Annotated in this window: 15 protein-coding genes, 2 tRNA genes, 2 rRNA genes, 1 other RNA gene and 1 pseudogene; 8 read left to right on the forward strand and 13 right to left on the reverse strand. The window is 27.5% G+C overall.

Annotated features, from left to right (window positions below; all coding sequences use genetic code 11):
* Nucleotides 1-9 precede the first annotated feature (9 nt).
* An RNA gene (gene ffs, locus AB4W65_RS02060) (signal recognition particle sRNA small type) lies at nt 10-105 on the reverse strand.
* 166 nt (nt 106-271) lie between these two features.
* On the opposite strand from ffs, the gene dnaX reads away from it, so the two are divergent.
* The 4 genes from dnaX (at nt 272) to adk (ending at nt 4,656) form a co-directional block, all read left to right on the forward strand.
* Complete coding sequence (gene dnaX, locus AB4W65_RS02065) at nt 272-1,384, forward strand: DNA polymerase III subunit gamma/tau (protein WP_367673500.1); 1,113 nt, start codon at nt 272-274, stop codon at nt 1,382-1,384.
* A 239-nt stretch (nt 1,385-1,623) separates the two neighbouring features.
* Nucleotides 1,624-1,953 (forward strand): YbaB/EbfC family nucleoid-associated protein, encoded by a 330-nt coding sequence (locus AB4W65_RS02070; RefSeq protein WP_367673501.1) that lies wholly within the window; start codon nt 1,624-1,626, stop codon nt 1,951-1,953.
* 109 nt (nt 1,954-2,062) lie between these two features.
* Nucleotides 2,063-3,931 carry a molecular chaperone HtpG gene (htpG, locus tag AB4W65_RS02075; protein ID WP_367673835.1) on the forward strand — a complete coding sequence of 623 codons (1,869 nt, stop codon included), beginning with the start codon at nt 2,063-2,065 and terminating at the stop codon, nt 3,929-3,931.
* 71 nt (nt 3,932-4,002) lie between these two features.
* Nucleotides 4,003-4,656 (forward strand): adenylate kinase, encoded by a 654-nt coding sequence (gene adk / locus AB4W65_RS02080; RefSeq protein WP_367673502.1) that lies wholly within the window; start codon nt 4,003-4,005, stop codon nt 4,654-4,656.
* A 21-nt stretch (nt 4,657-4,677) separates the two neighbouring features.
* On the opposite strand, the gene AB4W65_RS02085 is transcribed toward adk, so the two are convergent.
* Nucleotides 4,678-4,754, reverse strand: a tRNA-Arg gene (locus AB4W65_RS02085).
* A 202-nt stretch (nt 4,755-4,956) separates the two neighbouring features.
* Here AB4W65_RS02085 and folD point away from each other — a divergent pair.
* Nucleotides 4,957-5,814, forward strand: a complete 858-nt coding sequence (folD, locus tag AB4W65_RS02090; protein WP_367673503.1) for a bifunctional methylenetetrahydrofolate dehydrogenase/methenyltetrahydrofolate cyclohydrolase FolD — start codon at nt 4,957-4,959, stop codon at nt 5,812-5,814.
* Between the two features lie 60 nt (nt 5,815-5,874).
* Here the strand turns inward: folD and cysS are convergent, their stop codons facing one another.
* Nucleotides 5,875-7,275 (reverse strand): cysteine--tRNA ligase, encoded by a 1,401-nt coding sequence (gene cysS, locus AB4W65_RS02095; protein WP_367673504.1) that lies wholly within the window; start codon nt 7,273-7,275, stop codon nt 5,875-5,877.
* Between the two features lie 469 nt (nt 7,276-7,744).
* On the opposite strand from cysS, the gene ybeD reads away from it, so the two are divergent.
* Nucleotides 7,745-8,008, forward strand: coding sequence for a DUF493 family protein YbeD (gene ybeD / locus AB4W65_RS02100; protein ID WP_367673505.1), 264 nt, complete (start codon nt 7,745-7,747; stop codon nt 8,006-8,008).
* A 221-nt stretch (nt 8,009-8,229) separates the two neighbouring features.
* Here the strand turns inward: ybeD and cspE are convergent, their stop codons facing one another.
* The 6 genes and pseudogenes from cspE to AB4W65_RS02130 form a co-directional block, all read right to left on the reverse strand.
* Complete coding sequence (cspE, locus tag AB4W65_RS02105; RefSeq protein ID WP_265196743.1) at nt 8,230-8,439, reverse strand: transcription antiterminator/RNA stability regulator CspE; 210 nt, start codon at nt 8,437-8,439, stop codon at nt 8,230-8,232.
* 264 nt (nt 8,440-8,703) lie between these two features.
* Nucleotides 8,704-8,819: ribosomal RNA gene (gene rrf, locus AB4W65_RS02110) — 5S ribosomal RNA — on the reverse strand.
* A 78-nt stretch (nt 8,820-8,897) separates the two neighbouring features.
* Nucleotides 8,898-11,818, reverse strand: a 23S ribosomal RNA gene (locus AB4W65_RS02115).
* A gap of 159 nt (nt 11,819-11,977) precedes the next feature.
* Nucleotides 11,978-12,050 (reverse strand) — tRNA-Glu (locus AB4W65_RS02120).
* 189 nt (nt 12,051-12,239) lie between these two features.
* Nucleotides 12,240-13,066 (reverse strand): annotated as a pseudogene (gene aroE / locus AB4W65_RS02125) (shikimate dehydrogenase).
* A gap of 427 nt (nt 13,067-13,493) precedes the next feature.
* Nucleotides 13,494-13,970, reverse strand: a complete 477-nt coding sequence (locus AB4W65_RS02130; RefSeq protein ID WP_367673506.1) for a DUF494 family protein — start codon at nt 13,968-13,970, stop codon at nt 13,494-13,496.
* A gap of 511 nt (nt 13,971-14,481) precedes the next feature.
* Here AB4W65_RS02130 and def point away from each other — a divergent pair.
* Together def and fmt are read left to right on the forward strand one after the other, a co-directional pair.
* Nucleotides 14,482-15,015 (forward strand): peptide deformylase, encoded by a 534-nt coding sequence (gene def, locus AB4W65_RS02135; protein ID WP_367673507.1) that lies wholly within the window; start codon nt 14,482-14,484, stop codon nt 15,013-15,015.
* Nucleotides 14,978-15,958, forward strand: coding sequence for a methionyl-tRNA formyltransferase (fmt, locus tag AB4W65_RS02140; protein ID WP_367673508.1), 981 nt, complete (start codon nt 14,978-14,980; stop codon nt 15,956-15,958). Before def ends, fmt begins: the two co-directional genes overlap by 38 nt.
* A gap of 51 nt (nt 15,959-16,009) precedes the next feature.
* Here fmt and trkA read toward each other — a convergent pair whose 3' ends face one another.
* The 4 genes from trkA to rpsD all read right to left on the reverse strand — a co-directional run bounded on the left by trkA (nt 16,010) and on the right by rpsD (nt 19,613).
* On the reverse strand, nt 16,010-17,380 hold the full coding sequence (trkA, locus tag AB4W65_RS02145) for a Trk system potassium transporter TrkA (protein ID WP_367673509.1): 1,371 nt from the start codon (nt 17,378-17,380) through the stop codon (nt 16,010-16,012).
* Between the two features lie 165 nt (nt 17,381-17,545).
* Nucleotides 17,546-17,935, reverse strand: coding sequence for a 50S ribosomal protein L17 (gene rplQ / locus AB4W65_RS02150; protein ID WP_367673510.1), 390 nt, complete (start codon nt 17,933-17,935; stop codon nt 17,546-17,548).
* Nucleotides 17,936-17,976: 41 nt separating this feature from the next.
* On the reverse strand, nt 17,977-18,966 hold the full coding sequence (gene rpoA, locus AB4W65_RS02155) for a DNA-directed RNA polymerase subunit alpha (protein ID WP_367673511.1): 990 nt from the start codon (nt 18,964-18,966) through the stop codon (nt 17,977-17,979).
* 26 nt (nt 18,967-18,992) lie between these two features.
* Nucleotides 18,993-19,613: a 30S ribosomal protein S4 gene (gene rpsD / locus AB4W65_RS02160; RefSeq protein WP_367673512.1), complete on the reverse strand. Its 621-nt coding sequence runs from the start codon at nt 19,611-19,613 to the stop codon at nt 18,993-18,995.
* Nucleotides 19,614-19,623: the final 10 nt, after the last annotated feature.

Here is a 19,623-nt window from a genome sequence, read left to right on the forward strand (position 1 = left end):
TAAAAAAGACTCTATTAGCTAAATTTAAGTACCTGATTACTTAATATGGCTGCTTTTTTCCAAATCTGACCAGATTTTTAAGAATACAGTACTAAATCGCTAATAGAGTACTAAAAAATTTAAAAATAAATCATAACTTAACTATAATTACCTAAAATTAAATAAATTGCAAGCTTATTTATAATATTAAATTTCTAATGAGTAATTAAGACTATTAAAAAAATATAATTATATGTTAGGATAAAATAATTTATGAAAAAATTGTATTTATATGATGAAATATCAAGTATTAGCAAGAAAATGGAGACCACAATCTTTTGAGCAAGTAATTGGTCATAAATATATACTGACTGCTTTATCCAATGCTTTATCTATTGGTCAAATTCACCATGCTTGGTTATTTTCTGGACCAAGAGGAATAGGAAAGACTACTATATCCAGATTACTTGCTAAAAGTTTAAATTGTAAATTAGGTATCACCTCGATACCATGTAGAATATGTTCTAATTGTAAAAATATAGAAAAAGGTGTTTTTCTTGACTTATTAGAAATAGATGCAGCTTCTAAAACTAAAGTAGAAGATATAAGAGAAATATTAGATAATATAAAATATTCACCTGTACAAGGTCGTTTTATTATTTATTTAATTGATGAAATACACATGTTATCAAAACATAGCTTTAATTCCCTTCTTAAAACGCTAGAAGAACCACCAAAACATATTAAATTTATTTTGGCAACTACTCATCCAGAAAAAATTCCAAAAACTGTTATTTCACGTTGTTTGCAATTCAATTTAAAAGAGCTGGAACCAATAGAAATCTATACTAAAATAAAACAGATATTAGACGATGAGAAAATAACATACGATATCGAAGGATTAAAAATAATATCTAGAGCTGCTTCTGGTAGTTTAAGAGATGCTTTAAATTTAACTGAACAAGTAATATCTATGGGACAAGGTAATGTATCTATAAATAATGTGACAAATATGCTAGGAACTATTGATCGGAAACAATCATTAATTTTAACTATAGCCATATTAAAAAAAGATGCTAATGAGATTATTTCATTGCTTAATACATTAAATATAAAAGGGAGTAATTGGAAAGAAATATTAATTGAAATTCTCAGAACTTTACATCAGATTACCATGTTACAAAAAATCCCATCACTATGGGATGATAATAATTACGATGATACTGAAAAAAAATGGTTATCAATAATAATTGATACCATAAATCATGAAGATATTCAATTATATTATAAAACATTAATATCTGGTATAACGGAACTAGATATGGCTCCTAATTATAAAATAGGCATAGAAATGATTTTATTAAGAACATTAAATATTAAAACTAATACAATATTAATCCTCTAATCATAAATACTATTTATCTTATATTACTTAATATTAATAAATTATTATTAAAATAGTTACATAAAAAAATCACAAATGTTTAATATATCGTCATATTATATAAATATTCAAAATATATTCAATTATGTTTTTATTAAGAAAAAATAGTATAATATTTTAATAACAATAAAAAAATATGATAAAATAGTCTATACTCATTTTTTTATTTCAAAAAATAAATCCCATTAAAGAAGAAAAATATGTTTACTAAAAATGGATTAGGAAACTTAATGCAACAAGCAAAACAGATGCAAGAAAAAATATCAAAAATAAAACAAGAAATCACAGATATGGAGGTTACGGGAGAAGCAGGTGCAGGATTAGTGAAAGTAACTATCAACGGAGCTCATAATTGTAAAAAAGTAGAAGTAGATCCATCTTTATTAAAAGATGATAAAGAAATGTTGGAGGATTTAGCTGCAGCAGCATTTAATGATGCTGAAAGAAGAATTTCTGAAGCACATAAACAAAAAATGTCATCTATTTCTCCAGGAGTGGATTTACCTCCTGAATTTACCTTACCATTATAGAATGGTGAAATATTCAATATAAAAATATAATTTATTATATTAAATATAATAATAAATATTTTATTTATTAAAAATAATACAAAATTTAATTTGGAATTCATTTATGAATATTAAAAAAAAAGAAAAATATAAATTTCAATCAGAAGTGAAACAATTACTTCATCTAATGATTCATTCACTTTATTCCAATAAAGAAATTTTCCTTAGAGAGCTAATATCTAATGCTTCTGATGCAATAGATAAACTAAGATTTAAATCTATTTCTTCACCTGAAGAATATCATAACGATTCCGATGTATGGATTAATATTTCCACTAATAAAAAAAATAATACTTTAACTATTAGTGATAATGGTATTGGTATGAATAAACAAGAAGTTATTGAAAATTTAGGTACTATTGCTAAATCAGGAACTAAAGAATTTTTAAATGTGTTAGGACAAAAAGGGAAAAAAGATCATCAATTAATAGGACAATTTGGTGTAGGTTTTTATTCATCATTTATTGTATCAACAAAAGTTGTTGTTCGCACTCGTGCAGCAAAAAATAAAGAAAATACAGGTATTCAATGGGAATCTTCCGGAGACGGAGAATATACAATTGATGAAATTGTTAAAAAAGAAAAGGGAACAGAAATTATTTTATTTTTAAAACCAGAAGAAATAGAATTTTTAGATACATGGAAAATACGTAATATAGTTAATAAATATTCAGATCATATAGCAGCACCTGTAAAAATATTTAATTATGATGAACAAAAAAAAATAGGTACATGGGATCAAATTAATAAGGCAAAAGCATTATGGACATTAAAAAAATCTGACATTACTAAAGAAGAATATAAAGAATTTTATAAACATATTACGCATGATTTTAATAATCCTATTATATGGAGCCATAATCATGTAGAAGGCACACACGAATACATTAGTTTATTATATATTCCTGAAAAAGCAACCTGGGATATTTGGAACAGAGAAAATAAACACGGTCTCAAACTTTACGTGAAACGTGTTTATATAATGGATGATGCTGAACAATTTTTACCTAATTACTTAAGATTTGTACGTGGTTTAATAGATTCAAATGATCTTCCTTTAAATATATCCCGAGAAATACTTCAAGCTAATAGTATTACGCAAAATTTACGTCAAGGAATTACAAAAAGAATATTACAAATGCTAGAAAAGTTAGCCAATACTGATCATAAAAAATATAAAATATTTTGGAATCAATTTGGATTAGTTCTTAAAGAAGGACCAGCTGAAGACACTATAAATAAAAGTGTTATTGCAAATCTTTTAAGATTTTCTTCTATCAGAACGAATAGCCCAGAACAAATATTGTCATTAAGTAATTATGTTAAAAATATGATTCCAGGACAAGAAAAAATATACTATATCACGTCCGATAGTTATTTATCAGCCAATAGTAGTCCTCATTTAGAATTTTTTAGAAAAAAAGGTATTGACGTTTTATTACTGTCAGATCGTATTGATGAATGGATGATGAATTATTTAACTGAATTTCAAGAAAAAAAATTTCAATCAATTAATAAAAACGATGAATCTTTAAATAAACTAATAGATGAAAATGAAAAAAAAGAAACGTATTCAGAAACAGAAAATGAAAATTTCATAAAAAAAATAAAAGAAATATTAAAAGACCAAATAAAAGATGTACGTTTAACATACCGATTAATCGATACTCCTGCTATAGTACTGACAGATTCTAATGAAATGACCACTCAAATGGCAAAATTATTTTCAGCAGCCGGACAAACTGTTCCTCCAATAAAATATATATTTGAGATTAATCCAAATCATATTTTGGTAAAAAAAATCATGAATTTAAATAACGACGTTCTACTGAACGAATGGATTCAATTATTACTAGAACAAGCTTTACTTGCTGAAAAGGGAAATTTAGATGATCCTAATAAATTCATTCATAGAATGAATAAATTACTCATTAATTAAAAAAATTAAAATATAGATAATATTAAAAATTTTTATAAATATATATTCAGAATTTTTAGGAAATGATTCTAATGCGTATTATATTTATTGGGGCTCCAGGAACAGGAAAAGGAACTCAAGCTCAGTGGATTACAAATCAATATAATATTCCCAAAATATCTACTGGAGATATATTAAGAAATACTGTATTAGATAATACTGAATTGAGTAAAAAGATTAAAAAATTCATAAATTATGGTAAATTAGTTGATGATAATATTATTATTAGACTAATAAAAAAAAGAATGGAAGAAAAGGACTGTCATCAAGGATTTTTACTAGATGGATTTCCTCGTACAGTCGTTCAAGCTAATGAATTGAAAAAAAATAAAATAAAAATAGACTATGTTATTGAATTTTTACTACAAGATGAATTGATATTAAAAAGAATTCAAGGAAGAAGAATACATACTAAGTCAGGTAGAATTTACCATATAACTTATAATCCACCTAAAATAGAGAATTACGACGACGTTACAGGGGAAAAGCTGGTTACTCGTGAAGATGATACCCAAGAAAAAATAAAAAAAAGGATTCAAGAATACAAGATATTTACTGTTCCGTTAATACAATACTATAAATATGAGTCAATATTGGGAAATGTAAAATATTATAAAATAGATGCGAATGCTACAGCATTAAAAATAAAAAATAATATAAAAAATATTCTAAAAAATAGTTATTAAATTTAAAATAACTATAATTAATGGTGCACCCTACAGGATTCGAACCTGTGACCTACGGCTTAGAAGGCTGTTGCTCTATCCAACTGAGCTAAGGGTGCATAAAACTATTTTAAATATATTTTATATCAAAAAGTTAGTAACATACTATATCATATATAGTAATAGATTTATATTTATAAATAAAAAAATTATTTTTATATAAGTGATAAAATTTGTTATTGCGTTAAAAATAAAAATATTTCTTTTTTAATGAAAAATAAAATTAATAATACATATTTTATATGTTAATTGAGAGTTCTTATGTCAGCAACTATTATGAATGGTAAAAAAATAGCTGATGCTATGCAATTAAATATTAAAGAAAAAGTAAAAAAAAGATTAATAATAGGAAAAAGAACACCAGGTTTAGCAGTGATTCTGATAGGTAATAATACCTCTTCTAAAATTTATATTAATAAAAAAATACTTGCTTGTAAAAAAGTAGGATTTATTTCAAAAAATTGGAATTTTCCTATTAATACTTCTGAAAAAAAAATATTAGAATTAATTGAAACACTAAATAATGATAATAGTATTGATGGAATTTTAATACAACTTCCTCTTCCTAAACATATCGATCAAATGAAAATAGTTAGTAAAATTTTGCCTAAAAAAGATGTAGATGGATTCCATCCATATAATATAGGTTGTCTTTGTCAAAAAAACCCTCAACTAAGACCGTGTACATCATTAGGTATAATGACCTTATTAAATCAATACAATATTAATACTTATGGCTTACACGCTGTAATTATTGGTGCATCCAATATAGTAGGCAGACCAATGGGTCTAGAGTTATTACTAGCTGGTTGTACCACTACAATTACACATAGATTTACAGAAAATTTAAAATATTATGTTAAAAATGCTGATTTACTTATTGTAGCTGTTGGTAAACCAAATTTTATAGATGGAACATGGATTAAAAAAGGCGCAATAGTCGTCGATGTAGGAATTAATAAATTACATTCTGGAAATATTGTAGGCGATATTGATTTTCAATCTGTATATTTACAAGCATCTTATATAACTCCTGTACCAGGTGGAGTAGGCCCTATGACTGTTGCTACATTATTAAATAATACTTTATATGCCTGTGAGCATTATCATAATTATTAAAAATAATCCATATAAAAAGATAATATTAAAAAATTTTAAGAATATAAAAATATAAAAATACTAAGATTGTTTTTTATCGTACCAAATCGTTTCATTTTGGTTATCTTCAATCACTACACCTAGACTTAATAAATAATTACGGATGTTATCTGCTGTAGTCCATTTTTTAAATTTTCTAGCAATATTTCTTATTTCTAACAACTTCTCTATCTCTTGTATTTGTTTATCCGTATAATTAGATATATTTTTTAAAAAATCACTTGGATTATGTAATAATAATCCTAACTTTTCTCCTAGAGATTTTAATATTGATGCAAATTTATTAATTTGCATAGTATTTTTTTCTTTTTTTAGAATATTAATTCTATTTGCTAATTTCAAAAAAATAGAAAATACCATAGGTGTATTAAAATCGTCATCCATAGCTTTTTTAAATTCTAATTCAAAAATAGAGTTATAAATTATTCTATCACTAAAATTAGTATTCTGTAATGCTCTATATAATCTTATTAAAGAGCAACTAGATTTTTTTAAATTTTCTTCAGAAAAATAAAGAGGATGTCTATAATGAGTTGATAAAAAATAATAACGAAGAATTTCAGAATCATAATTTTTTAAAATATCTCTTAATATATAAAAATTATCCGAAGATTTAGACATCTTTTTATTATTTATATTAACTAAACCTGCATGAATCCAATAATTTGCATAAATTCTTTGATTTACACACATAGACTGAGATCTTTCATTTTCATGATGAGGAAATAATAAATCCGCCCCACCACCATGAATGTCAAACGTATTACCCAATATGGATCTACTTATAGCAGAACATTCAATGTGCCATCCAGGCCTCCCTCGTCCCCAGGGGGAGTTCCAATACGGTTCATTATTTTTAGATGTCTTCCATAAAACAAAATCTAATGTATTTTTTTTTATAGTATTTATTTTTTTAATTTTATCGCTAAATTGTAAAAAACTCAAAGATTGTTTAGATAACATACCATAGTTGATATCACTTTTTACAGAAAATATTACGTTCCCATCTTGAGATATGTATGCATGATGTAATTTTAATAATTCAGCAATCATATCAATAATAACTGTTATATATTCTGTTACTTTTGGTTCTACATCTGGAGATAAAATATTTAATAATTTAAAATCTTGATTCATATATTTTATCATACGATTTGTAAATATATTTATACATTCTTTTCTCTGATAAGATGCATTAATTATTTTATCATCAATATCTGTAATATTTCTAACATACTTTAATTGATATCCACAATAACGTAAATAACGAGCTATCACATCAAATATAATGAAAGTTCTTCCATGACCAATATGACAAAAATCGTATGTAGTAACTCCACAGACATACATGCCAACCTTATTAGAAATAATAGGCTTAAAATATTCTTTTTTTTTGGTTAATGAATTGAAAATTTTCAACATAAACATGTCTCTGTTTGCATTAATTATACTATAAAAATTAAATTTAATATAACTATTGTAATAATAGTATGACTGCATGTATTTTTTATAAGTATCAATGATATATTGATTTATTACTAATAATCTTAAAATAAAAAAATTTTTTTAATTAAAAAAATATATAATATATATATAAAAAAAATAATAAAAACTATAAATTATATAAATCTAATAAATATATGCTTAAAAAATAAAAAGTTAAATTAAAATATCAATATACATAAAAATGAAATATTATAGTTTTTATATTAAAAAAATCAATAAAAATATAAGAAAAATGTTTCATTATATATAAAAAATTGTTTAATAAAATATTATTATTTATCAAAATTAAATTTTTATTCATTATAAATATTTAATTTTAAAAAATATTTTATTTAATATTATTAAAATAATTTAATATATTTTTTAAAAATAGAAAGGAATTAAAATGAAAACAAAATTAGAAAAAATGTTAAAATTTCCTTGCTCATTTACTTACAAAATAATAGGTTTAGCAAAACCAGAATTAATTGATAAAATTGTACAAGTAATTCAATTTAGATTACCTGGAGATTACATACCTCAAATAAAATCTAGTAATAAAGGCAATTATCTTTCTATTTCTATTACAATATGCGCTAAAAATTTTTCTCAAATAGAAACCTTATATCATGATTTAAGTCAAATTAATATGGTACGTATGGTTTTATAAGAATAATCTATTTTAGATAATAAATAAATTTAACTTTAAAATATATAATTTTAAGTAATCAATTTAAATAAAAATTTATTAAAATTAAAATTTTCCATATATACAAATATATAAATAAAGTTGATAATATGAATTTACATTTTTAAACAATTTTAAAAAAATAATAGTGCAGTACTAATTAGCACTGCACTATAGAGTTAAATTAAAAATATAATATTAATTTATAAACTAATTACATTAGCAGCAGATGGACCTTTTGCTCCTTCGGTAATTTCGAATTCAACACTTTGACCTTCTGTCAAAGTTTTAAATCCGTTACTTTGGATAGCTGAAAAATGAACAAATACATCTTTGCTTCCATCTTCAGGAGTAATGAACCCAAAACCCTTAGATTCATTAAACCATTTAACATTACCTTTAATCTTGGACATCTATATTACCTTTACATGAAAATATAAACTAACTTACTATAATAAGTTAATAAAAAGATTTTAGAACTTTTTCTATATCAAAATAGAAAAAAATTTTTTTAAACAAAAATATTGCTATTATTTTTAAATAATTCCTATAATTTTAAATTATACATAAATTCTTATAATAATGAACTAAAAAATGTTTAAAATTATATAATAATAACAGGCAACACATAAAAAACAACCAAGGATAAATTTATCCTTGGTTGTTTTTTATGTGTTGCCTGGTAATTTCCTACTCTCACACGGGGAAACCCCGTACTACCATCGGCGTTGAAATGTTTCACTTCTGAGTTCGGAATGGATTCAGGTGGTACCATAACACTATTTTTACCAGGCTTTTTAAAATAAAAAATGTTTTTTAAATTTAGATAACAAGAAAATATATACTTATCAAAAAACACCTCTGGTGTTGTAAGGTTAAGCCTCTCGGGTCATTAGTACTGATTAGCTTAACATATCACTATGCTTACACATTCAGCCTATCAACGTCGTAGTCTTCAACGTCCCTTCAGTAAACAAAAATGTTTCAGGGAAGACTAATCTTGGGGTAAGTTTCGTGCTTATATGCTTTCAGCACTTATCTTTTCCGCATTTAGCTACCGGGCAATGCCATTGGCATGACAACCCGAACACCAGTGATGCGTCCACTTCGGTCCTCTCGTACTAGAAATAGATCCCCTCAATCTTCCAACGCCCACGGCAGATAGGGACCGAACTGTCTCACGACGTTCTAAACCCAGCTCGCGTACCACTTTAAATGGCGAACAGCCATACCCTTGGGACCTGCTTCAGCCCCAGGATGTGATGAGCCGACATCGAGGTGCCAAACACCGCCGTCGATATGAACTCTTGGGCGGTATCAGCCTGTTATCCCCGGAGTACCTTTTATTTGTTGAGCGATGGCCATTCCATACAGAACCACCGGATCACTAAGACCTGCTTTCGCATCTGCTCGCGCTATCGCGCTTACAGTTAAACTGGCTTATGCCTTTACACTAATCTCACGATTTCCGACCGTGATTAGCCAATCTTTGTACTCCTCCGTTACTCTTTGGGAGGAGACCGCCCCAGTCAAACTACCCACCAGACACTGTCTCTATACCGGATTACGGTATTAGGTTAGAACACTAAATTTTAAAGGGTGGTATTTCAAGGACGGCTCCAATCAAACTAGCGTCTAATATTCGTAGCCTCCCACCTATCCTACACGTTAAAAATCAATATTCAGTGTCAAGCTATAGTAAAGGTTCACGGGGTCTTTCCGTCTTGCCGCGGGTACACTGCATCTTCACAGCAATTTCAATTTCACTGAGTCCTAGGTGGAGACAGCCTGGCCATCATTACGCCATTCGTGCAGGTCGGAACTTACCCGACAAGGAATTTCGCTACCTTAGGACCGTTATAGTTACGGCCGCCGTTTACCGGGGCTTCAGTCTAGAGCTTCAGGTTACCCTTAACCCCTTCGATTAACCTTCCGGCACCGGGCAGGCGTCACACCGTATACTTCCACTTTCATGTTTGCACAGTGCTGTGTTTTTAATAAACAGTTGCAGCCAGCTGGTATCTTAGACTGGATTTAGCTTTAGAAGTTAATTCTATCACTTACATTCCAGCGTGCCTTCTCCCGAAGTTACGGCACTATTTTGCCTAGTTCCTTCACCCAGGTTCTCTCAAGCGCCTTAGTATTCTCTACCTAACCACCTGTGTCGGTTTATAGTACGATTTTATATTACCTGATGCTTAGAGGCTTTTCTTGGAAGCGTGGTATAGGTTACTTTATCACCTTAATGACTCGTCATAACGCCTCAGATTAAAAAAGGCCGGATTTGCCTAACCTTTATACCTACACGCTTAAACCAGGACAACCGTCGCCTGGATAACTTAACCTTCTCCGTCCCCCCTTCGCAGTAATACAAAGCACAGGAATATTAACCTGTTTCCCATCGATTACGCCTTTCGACCTCACCTTAGGGGTCGGCTTACCCTGCCCCGATTAACGTTGGACAGGAAACCTTAGTTTTTCGGCGAATAGGTTTTTCACCTATTTTATCGTTACTCATGTCAGCATTCGCACTTCTGATTCCTCCAATGTATTTCACAATACACCTTCTTTGGTTTACAGAACGCTCCCCTACCCAATAATAAATATAATTTATTACTGCCGCAGCTTCGGTGCATAGTTTAGCCCCGTTAAATCTTCCGCGCAGGCCGACTCGACCAGTGAGCTATTACGCTTTCTTTAAATGATGGCTGCTTCTAAGCCAACATCCTGGCTGTTTATGCCTTCCCACATCGTTTCCCACTTAACTATGACTTGGGGACCTTAGCTGGCGGTCTGGGTTGTTTCCCTCTCCACAACGAACGTTAGCACCCGCTGTGTGTCTCCCGTGATAACATTCTACGGTATTCGGAGTTTGCATCGGTTTGGTAAGCCGGGATGGCCCCCTATCCGGAACAGTGCTCTACCCCCGAAGATGAATTCACGAGGCGCTACCTAAATAGCTTTCGGGGAGAACCAGCTATCTCCCGGTTTGATTGGCCTTTCACCCCTAGCCATAGGTCATCCGCTGATTTTTCAACATCAGTCGGTTCGGTCCTCCAGTTAGTTTTACCCAACCTTCAACCTGCCCGTGGCTAGATCACCGGGTTTCGGGTCTGTATCCTGAAACTTAAACGCCTATTTAGGACTCGGTTTCCCTTCGGCTCCCCTATACGGTTAACCTTGCTACAGAATACAAGTCGCTGACCCATTATACAAAAGGTACGCAGTCACTTATAATTACAAATAATAAGCTCCTACTGCTTGTACGTACATGGTTTCAGGTTCTATTTCACTCCCCTCGCCGGGGTTCTTTTCGCCTTTCCCTTACGGTACTAGTTCACTATCGGTCAGTTAGGAGTATTTAGCCTTAGAGGATGGTCCCCCCATATTCAAACAGGATTTCTCGTGTCCCGTTCTACTCTTTGAGCCCACAAAATAATTTTTTTTGTATACTGGGCTATCACCATGTATCGCTATTTTTCCCAAAATATTCTACTTAAAATTATATTGATTATAGCTCTAGGCTGTTCCCTGTTCGCTCGCCACTACTAAGGGAATCTCGTTTGATTTCTTTTCCTCGGGGTACTTAGATGTTTCAATTCTCCCGGTTTGCTTTGTTAACCTATTTATTTAGTTAACAATGATACTATTTTAAAAGTATCGGGTTTCCCCATTCGGATATCGTCAGTTATAACGTTTCATATCAACTTACCGACGCTTTTCGCAGATTAGCACGTCCTTCATCGCCTCTAACTGCCAAGGCATCCACCATATACGCTTATTCGCTTAACCTTACAACCCACAGATGTTTTTAAATTATAAGTTATATATACTTGTTTTCCAAATTTTTAAAGAACTTTATTATTGATCTAATTTAATAATGAATATATCAAAAACAAACTAAGAATAACATATTTATATTATATAGTACAGATATAATTTTATTTTTTTCGTCTCCTAGGGGATTTGAACCCCTGTTGCCGCCGTGAAAGGGCGATGTCCTAGACCTCTAGACGAAGGAGACTAAAAAAATTCTACTATATTTTAAAAATATATTTATTCATAAAATATAAATTATAATCTATATGTTACAGAATGAGATAAAAGAGTCAAGATTTTTTTTCTTACTTTTACTTTTAAGTAAATAAAAACCTAAAAATAACACATTTATATATGAAAATCATATTTTTATCATAAAAATATATTTAAAAAATTATTTATCTTTAACTGTTAAAATATTAATAATAGGAATAATATTAGGTAATACTCCATGCCAAAGAAAAAAAGAATATGCAGCCTGACCAACTAACATCCCTATTCCATTAGAAATATAAACTGCTCCTAATTTTTTACACCAAGATAAAAATGGAGTAACCAAAGATTGATACGATATATCGTAACAATAAGTATCAGGAGATATGATCTCATCGGGTAAAATAGGAGATAAACCATCTATACCACTGGACGTAGCATTAATGATAAGATTAAACTTTATTTTACTTAAATCATTAAAATCAATAGCAACTATTTTCCCAAATTTTTTAAAATCTTTTTCTATAGTTTCTGCTTTTTTCATATTTCTATTAGTAATAAAAACAAAACAATCCGAAGATAATAATGTAAAAATAATACCTCTAGCTGCGCCACCGGCACCGATTAATAATATATTATATTTTTTTTTAATAAATTTTAATCTCTCTAAATCTTTTTGTATTCCTATACCATCTGTATTATCACCTAACACTCGACCATTTTTTAATTTTTTTAAAGTATTTACTGCACCAGAAATTTCTGCAGATTCTGTTAATAAATTACAAAAATTAAATACTTCTTCTTTAAATGGTAATGTAATATTACCACCTTTCCCATCATGTGAAAAAAAAAATCTAACACATTTGTAATTTTTCCCAATGGAACATGAATAGCGGAATAATGATGTATAATTTTAGTATATTGAGAAAATAAACTATGAATTTTTGGTGATTGACTATGGTCTATGGGATTTCCAAAAACTGCAAAATATGTTTTTTTTATTTCCATTAACTATTTTATCTCCACCTTAAAATATTTTAAAAACAAAAAACTTATATTATTAATATTTCTTACTAACAGTAATACATAAAAATATTAATTACACCTCTGCTACTTTTTAGTATATTAAGGAATAATTTTCATTATTCAACCAACTGTAAAATAAAAAATTCATTTTAAAAATATTATATTTACCAAAAAAATAAATTATATATCTGATATTATCAGAAATATATAATTTAAACTTATCAAAAACATTTAATTAAAAAATTAGTTTAATATAAAATTTTAATTGAGATATATTATGTGAATTAAATTTTTACATCTAATTAAATTAATAAGAAAATATACCATATCAGAAAAAATAATTATTAAAATTAAAAACTGAAAATATAAAATGTAATAATTAAAAATTATTTTTTGAATGATTAAAAAACTAATGTAAAATAAATGTTTTATTAAAATTAAACAAAAGATCTTCTAATCTTCTGTAAGCATCTACACAATTTGGTATATTAAATAATACCATTAATACTACCCATTTCAGTTCTTCCAAATCAAATTCTTCAATATCGAGCGCCATAATTCTTTCTATTACTATTTCACGAGTATCTAAATTTAACACTTGTAATTGTTCTAAAAATAATAGAAATCCTTTACAATCAATATTTAATCTCTGAGATTCTGCTTTAGTATAAATGCGAACAGGAAATTTTTCAGATAATAAAGGTACTGAAACTGTTAATTCATTTTGATAATCAGCTAATTTCTTTAACCAATTGAAAGCATTATAAATATCTTTTTTTTGAAATCCTATATCAAGTAAATCATTTTCTAATTTATCATAATCGATAAAAATTTCTATTTCACTATGAATATATATTTCAAATAAGTATATTAATACGTCAAGCATTGCATCCCCGATTAAAAATTAATTATATAAAAATTTAAAATATTGTTTTTATCAAAAAAATAGATTTTTTTAAAAAAAAGAATAATTATATGTTACTAACAATTTGTATAAACCATAATTCGCTATATATTTATTGACTAATAATATATTTTATTATTTAAAAATAATACTTTAATTCTATTAAAAATATTATACATATCCTATACTAAATATATTGTAGAAAATATTATACTTTATATAAAGTAAACTTTATATAGTAAAATACCATAAAATTAATCTATATTCTCTAATATCTTTAAAATATTAAATAAAAAAATAATAATAGTATTATTATATCTTAAAAATATTTTCATATATTAAAATATATATGGATTATATATAAATATTTTTATATATATCGTTAATATTTAATAATTTTACTCCTAAAAATCTATTACTATATATCTGTCAATTAACAAAAAAAAGTTTATAATATAAAAAATGTTAAATAAATTATAATATATAGAATTATATGACTATTTTGAAAATACTACAATATCCAGACAAAAAGCTAAGAATTAGAGCTCAACCTGTCAAAGAAATAAATACAAATATTCAGACCATAGTAGATAATATGTTTGAAACTATGTATGATAAGGAAGGAATAGGACTAGCTGCAACACAAGTCAATATTCCTTTACAAATAATTGTTATTAGTAATATTCATAAATATGATCATCCCTTAGTATTAATTAATCCTATAATAATTAGTAAAAATGGAGAAAAAAAAGTTGAAGAAGGATGTTTATCTATTCCTCAACAACGTGCTATTATTACAAGATCTGAATACATAACAGTAAATGCTTTAAATTATTTTGGAAAAAAAATCAAAATAACAGCAGATTCTCTTTTATCAATATGCATTCAACATGAAATGGATCATCTTATAGGAAAATTATTTATAGATTATCTATCACTATTAAAAAAAATATATATACGTAAAAAAATAAAAAAATTGGCAAAAAAAAATGATTTCTTTTCCAAAAAAAAATACAAAAAAATATAAAAAACTAAGAATTATATTTGCAGGAACACCTGATTTCGCTGCTCAGCATCTTTATGCATTAATTTCTTCCAAACATACAGTTATAACTGTTCTAACAAAACCAGATCATTCTTCTAGTAGAAGACAAAAAAATTTTTTTTCTCCTGTAAAAATAATAGCTAAAAATCATTCCATTCCATTATTACAACCTATTTCTCTGAATACCTTAGATATTCAAGAGATATTAAGAAAACTAAATGCAGATATTATGTTAGTTGTAGCATATGGTATTATTTTACCCAATATAATACTCAATTTATTTCCGTTAGGATGTATTAATGTACATGCTTCTTTACTTCCTCGTTGGCGAGGTCCGGCACCTATCCAATGGGCTATTTTAAATGGAGATAAACAAACTGGTATCAGCATTATCCAAATGGATCAAGGTATCGATACGGGGAAAATATTGTATTCTACACCTTGCGCGATTACATCAAATGACACTTCTGCAAGTTTAGAGAAAAAACTAATTTTAATCGGAATAAAATCTATGTTAATAGTATTAGACCGATATAATTTCAATACCAATACCTATATTATACAAAATGATATTAATGCTACTTATGCAAGTAAAATAAAAAAAGAACAAGGTAGGTTAAATTGGCATACCTCAGCTGAAAAAATAGAACGATTAATTCGAGCTTTTAATCCCTATCCAATATCATTTTTTTTAATTAAAAACCAATTTATTAAAGTTTGGCAAGCAAATGTATGTTATGGATGTAATAAAAATAAAAAAATAGGAGAAATTATCATATGTAATAAAAATGGAATTCAAATTAATACTGTTAATAATATATTAAATATCACTAAACTACAAATACCCGGTAAAAAAATAATATCAACACTGGATTTCCTTAATTCTAAAAAAAAATGGTTTTTGCCGGGAACAAAATTAGATTAATCATATTGATGATTATATTCATAAAAATAATATTCAATACATTAATATTTTTTAAAATAATTTTTCAATCACTTTAATATTTTTCCTATCAGTGCTTAATAGTATTATATGATCCTCTTCCTTTATTCGAATACCATAAAAATGGTTTTTAGAAAAAATAAAATTATTATACCGAATAACAGCAAAAATCATAATACTAGACGGTAATTTAATATCTGTTAGTAAAGAACCAATAATACAATTAGTGTTGTTTTTTTTTCTAATAATAATTTCAATAACTTCTATCTTTCCTATCTGAAAAAAAAATAAACTAATTATATTAGATGATCTAATCTTATTTAATAATTCAGAAATCATCACTTCCTGAGGAAAAAAAAACTCATCAATTATTTTTGAAAAATTTATTAAATTTAGATAGAATTCATTTTTTACTAAGGATAAAGATTGTTTTGATAACATCTTTTTTGCAATAATTGCAGATATAATATTTATTTCATCATTATTCGTCACCGAAATAAAAACATCAATATTATTGATGTTTACTTCAGAAAAAAATCCAATATCAGAAACATTACCAAAAAGTACTGTTGCATATTTTAAATATTTAGATATTTTTTTAGCCCTTTTTTTATTTGATTCTATTACTGTTACATTATATTTTTTTTCTAAACTACGAGCTATACCGAATCCTATATTACCCCCACCTAATAAAACAATATTTCTATTTGTTACTTGTGTAAAATTTTTAAAATTTTTTATTAATTTTAAAAAATTCTTACTTAAACATAAAATCAAAAATTCATCATTTTTTTTTAAAATAGTTGAATTAATAGGAAAAAATGGAATCTTTTTACGAACAATAATAGGGATGCTAAAAGTTATACTAGCAATTCTATTTTTTATATCAGAAATTGATGCATCAACTAAATGGCTATTATTAGATACTCGAAATAACGCTAAAACTATGTTACCATCAAGTAAATAAATAATTTTTAATATTCCAGGATATTTTATAAAATTAATTAAACCATTTATTATCATTTTTTGTGGATGTATAAAATAATTAATATATTTTTTATTTTTAGAAAAAATTTTATCCTCTATTTCCATATAATCTGTTGATTGAATACTCGCAATACATTTTGGAATAGAAAAAAAAGAACATGTCATTTGACATGCCATTATATTCATTTCATCCGAATCAGTAGCAGCAATTAATATATCAGATTCTTCTGCACCTGCTTCTCTCAATACTTCAGGATATCCTACACAGCCTAAAACAACGCGTAAATCTAATCTATCTTGTAATCTAAATAAACGTAATTTATTATTATCTACTACAGTAATATCATTATCTTCAGTAAGTAAATATTCTGCTACAGTTTTACCAACCTGACCAGATCCAAGAATAATTATTTTCATATGATAAAATTTATTTTAAAAAAAAATAAAAAATTAAATACCGCTCTAAACATACAATATTAATAAAATAATTGAAAAAACAGAACGGCATGATATGCCGTTTGTTACCGTTAGTTTTAAAGACATTCAACCTATAAAAATATATTTTTCATATAAAATAAAATTTTAATTTTTAGATAATATTTCTCTCTTTAATTTAACTCTACCTACAAATTGTATATAAGCAATGGGAGCTTTATCACCTGATCTAAATCCGCATTTTAATACACGAGTATAACCACCTGAACGATTTGAGAAATAAGGACCCAGATCAGTGAATAATTTAGCAACCATATCATTATTCCTAATTTTAGCAAATATTAATCTACGATTCTTAATATTATCTATTCTAGATTTGGTAATTAATGGTTCTATTATACGACGTAATTCTTTTGCTTTAGCTAAAGTCGTTTTAATTAATTCATAATGTAATAATGAACATACCATATTCTGAAACATCGATTTTATATGATCAGGACTACGATTTAATCGACGACCAATTTTCCTATGACGCATTATTTTCTCCTTTTTACATAAAACTAAAAGATAAAAATTTGTTAATCATCTAAAATACTTTCTGGAGGCCAATTTTCTAAACGCATACCTAAAGATAAATCCCTTGCAGCTAGTACATCTTTAATTTCTGTTAAAGACTTTTTACCTAAATTAGGTGTTTTCAGCAATTCTATTTCAGTTCTCTGAACTAAATCACCAATATAATGAATACTCTCAGCCTTTAAACAATTTGCAGAACGAACGGTTAATTCTAAATCATCCACCGTTCGTAATAAAATAGGTGCAAATTCCGGTTTTTCTTCTATTAATTCAGGTTCGCTGACATCACGTAAATCAACAAAAGCTTCCAGTTGATTAGCTAGAATAGTTGCTGCACATCTAATTGCCTCTTCTGGATCAATAGTTCCATTAGTTTCCAACTCAATTATTAATTTATCTAAGTCAGTGCGTTGTTCCACACGAGCTGCTTCTACAGTATATACAATACGATCGATAGGACTATAACAAGCATCTATAAATAACTTTCCTATAAAACGATTATGTTCTTCTAAAGATATTTTAGTGGCAGCCGGAACATAACCTCTCCCTCTTTGTATTGTGATTCTCATGTTAATTACAGACTGTTTACAAGTCAAATGACAAATAATATGTTTAGGATTAATAATTTCTACATCAGTTGCATGCATAATATCTGCAGCTGTAACCTCACCGATTCCAGATTTATTTAAAGTTAAAATAACTTGATCCTTACCGTATAACTTTACAGCTAAACCTTTTAAATTAAGCAGAATCTCCAGAACATCTTCTTGTACTCCTTCCTTAGTACTATATTCGTGTAATATTCCGTCAATTTCAACTTCTGTAACTGCACAACCTGGCATAGAAGAAAGCAATATTCTACGTAGTGCATTTCCTAAAGTATGCCCAAAACCACGCTCTAAAGGTTCAAGAATAACTTTGGCATGTGTAGGACTAATATGTTCAACATCTACTAAACGAGGTTTTAAAAAATTAGTGACAGAACTCTGCATTATGTCCTCTTCTGTTAATTTAAACTTTATTTAGAATAAAGTTCAACTATCAAATGTTCATTAATTTCTGCAGGTAAATCAGATCTCTCTGGAAAACGCTTTAAAACACCTTCCATTTTGTTAATATCTACTTCTAACCAATTTGGCTTTTCTCTTTGTTCAGATAATTCTAAAGCTGCTTTAATACGAGACTGATTTTTACATTTTTCTCGAATAGTTATTCGATCGTTAATAGAGAGTTGATAAGAAGCAATATTAACAATACGACTATTCACTAAAATTGATTTATGATTAATTAATTGACGAGCCTCTGACCTAGTTGAACCAAAACCCATACGATAAACAATATTGTCTAATCTATCTTCTAGTAATTTTAGTAAATTTTCCCCTGTATTACCTTTTAAACGTGCAGCTGATTTATAATAATTATGAAATTGGCGTTCTAATATCCCATATAAACGGCGTACTTTTTGTTTTTCTCTTAATTGAATACCATAATCAGACAAGCGAGGTTTACGACTACCATGTTGACCAGGAGGTTGCTCTAGCTTACATTTAGTATCGATAGAACGCACTCCAGATTTTAAAAATAAATCACTACCTTCACGACGACATAGTTTTAATTTAGGACCTAAGTATTTTGCCATTTTTTCACTC

The sequence above is a fragment of the Buchnera aphidicola (Pemphigus populi) genome (assembly GCF_964058935.1).
GTDB classification, from domain to species: domain Bacteria; phylum Pseudomonadota; class Gammaproteobacteria; order Enterobacterales; family Enterobacteriaceae; genus Buchnera_C; species Buchnera_C aphidicola_D.

Coding starts and splice junctions, on each gene's coding strand:
- dnaX (WP_367673500.1), top strand. CDS start 272: ATGATGAAATATCAAGTATTAGCAAGAAAATGGAGACCACAATCTTTT.
- AB4W65_RS02070 (WP_367673501.1), top strand. CDS start 1,624: ATGTTTACTAAAAATGGATTAGGAAACTTAATGCAACAAGCAAAACAG.
- adk (WP_367673502.1), top strand. CDS start 4,003: ATGCGTATTATATTTATTGGGGCTCCAGGAACAGGAAAAGGAACTCAA.
- folD (WP_367673503.1), top strand. CDS start 4,957: ATGTCAGCAACTATTATGAATGGTAAAAAAATAGCTGATGCTATGCAA.
- cysS (WP_367673504.1), bottom strand. CDS start 7,275: ATGTTGAAAATTTTCAATTCATTAACCAAAAAAAAAGAATATTTTAAG.
- ybeD (WP_367673505.1), top strand. CDS start 7,745: ATGAAAACAAAATTAGAAAAAATGTTAAAATTTCCTTGCTCATTTACT.
- cspE (WP_265196743.1), bottom strand. CDS start 8,439: ATGTCCAAGATTAAAGGTAATGTTAAATGGTTTAATGAATCTAAGGGT.
- AB4W65_RS02130 (WP_367673506.1), bottom strand. CDS start 13,970: ATGCTTGACGTATTAATATACTTATTTGAAATATATATTCATAGTGAA.
- def (WP_367673507.1), top strand. CDS start 14,482: ATGACTATTTTGAAAATACTACAATATCCAGACAAAAAGCTAAGAATT.
- fmt (WP_367673508.1), top strand. CDS start 14,978: ATGATTTCTTTTCCAAAAAAAAATACAAAAAAATATAAAAAACTAAGA.
- trkA (WP_367673509.1), bottom strand. CDS start 17,380: ATGAAAATAATTATTCTTGGATCTGGTCAGGTTGGTAAAACTGTAGCA.
- rplQ (WP_367673510.1), bottom strand. CDS start 17,935: ATGCGTCATAGGAAAATTGGTCGTCGATTAAATCGTAGTCCTGATCAT.
- rpoA (WP_367673511.1), bottom strand. CDS start 18,966: ATGCAGAGTTCTGTCACTAATTTTTTAAAACCTCGTTTAGTAGATGTT.
- rpsD (WP_367673512.1), bottom strand. CDS start 19,613: ATGGCAAAATACTTAGGTCCTAAATTAAAACTATGTCGTCGTGAAGGT.